Origin of the sequence: Bacillus sp. SIMBA_005 (assembly GCF_046535585.1) — a bacterium.
GTDB classification, from domain to species: Bacteria; Bacillota; Bacilli; order Bacillales; family Bacillaceae; genus Bacillus; species Bacillus pumilus.
The window spans coordinates 1-497 of sequence record NZ_JAWRWI010000042.1 but is presented as its reverse complement, the minus strand read 5'-3'; the positions used below and the strand labels follow the sequence as shown (position 1 = coordinate 497).

The 497-nt window shown below is 40.0% G+C and carries 1 protein-coding gene; it reads right to left on the bottom strand.

Annotated elements, in window-relative coordinates; all coding sequences use genetic code 11:
- A partial coding sequence (locus tag SB660_RS18960; protein WP_486304200.1) for a cache domain-containing protein occupies positions 1-497 on the bottom strand: 497 nt, incomplete at both ends.

The window sequence follows — 497 nt, the reverse complement described above, 5'->3', positions numbered from 1 at the left end:
CCGGTTGTCCCCGGCTTAATGGTCGGATGGGCGATATATTTTTTGTTGCCTGTCGTAATAAATGCAAAGCCTTCTTTACCGATTTTGATTCTTTTTGATGCAGTAAGCACTTCATCCAGGTTTAAATCCAGCGCTATAACCCCTGAACCGTCTTTTAATTGTTTTGAAATTGTGACAACGATATCTCCTGTCGCTTCATCGGTATACGGTTCTGAGAAAACAGCCTGTCCTTTTTCCGCAACCGCCTGTTTGTACCAGTCACGTCCTGTCGGATCGAAACCTTTCGGAACACCGCTATCCGGATATTTATAAAGCTTCTTATCTTCTGAGGCAGCATAGATTGCGCCTACATCGTCGTTAAGTGTCGTGTACTGCTTAAATTTCTCTTTCAGTAATGTTTTGTTTTTGCCTAACAATATGTCTTTATCAACTGTCTCACTATAATAATCTATTGCTTTTACTTTATCTTCTAATTTATTTTGCAGCGTACTGTTTAG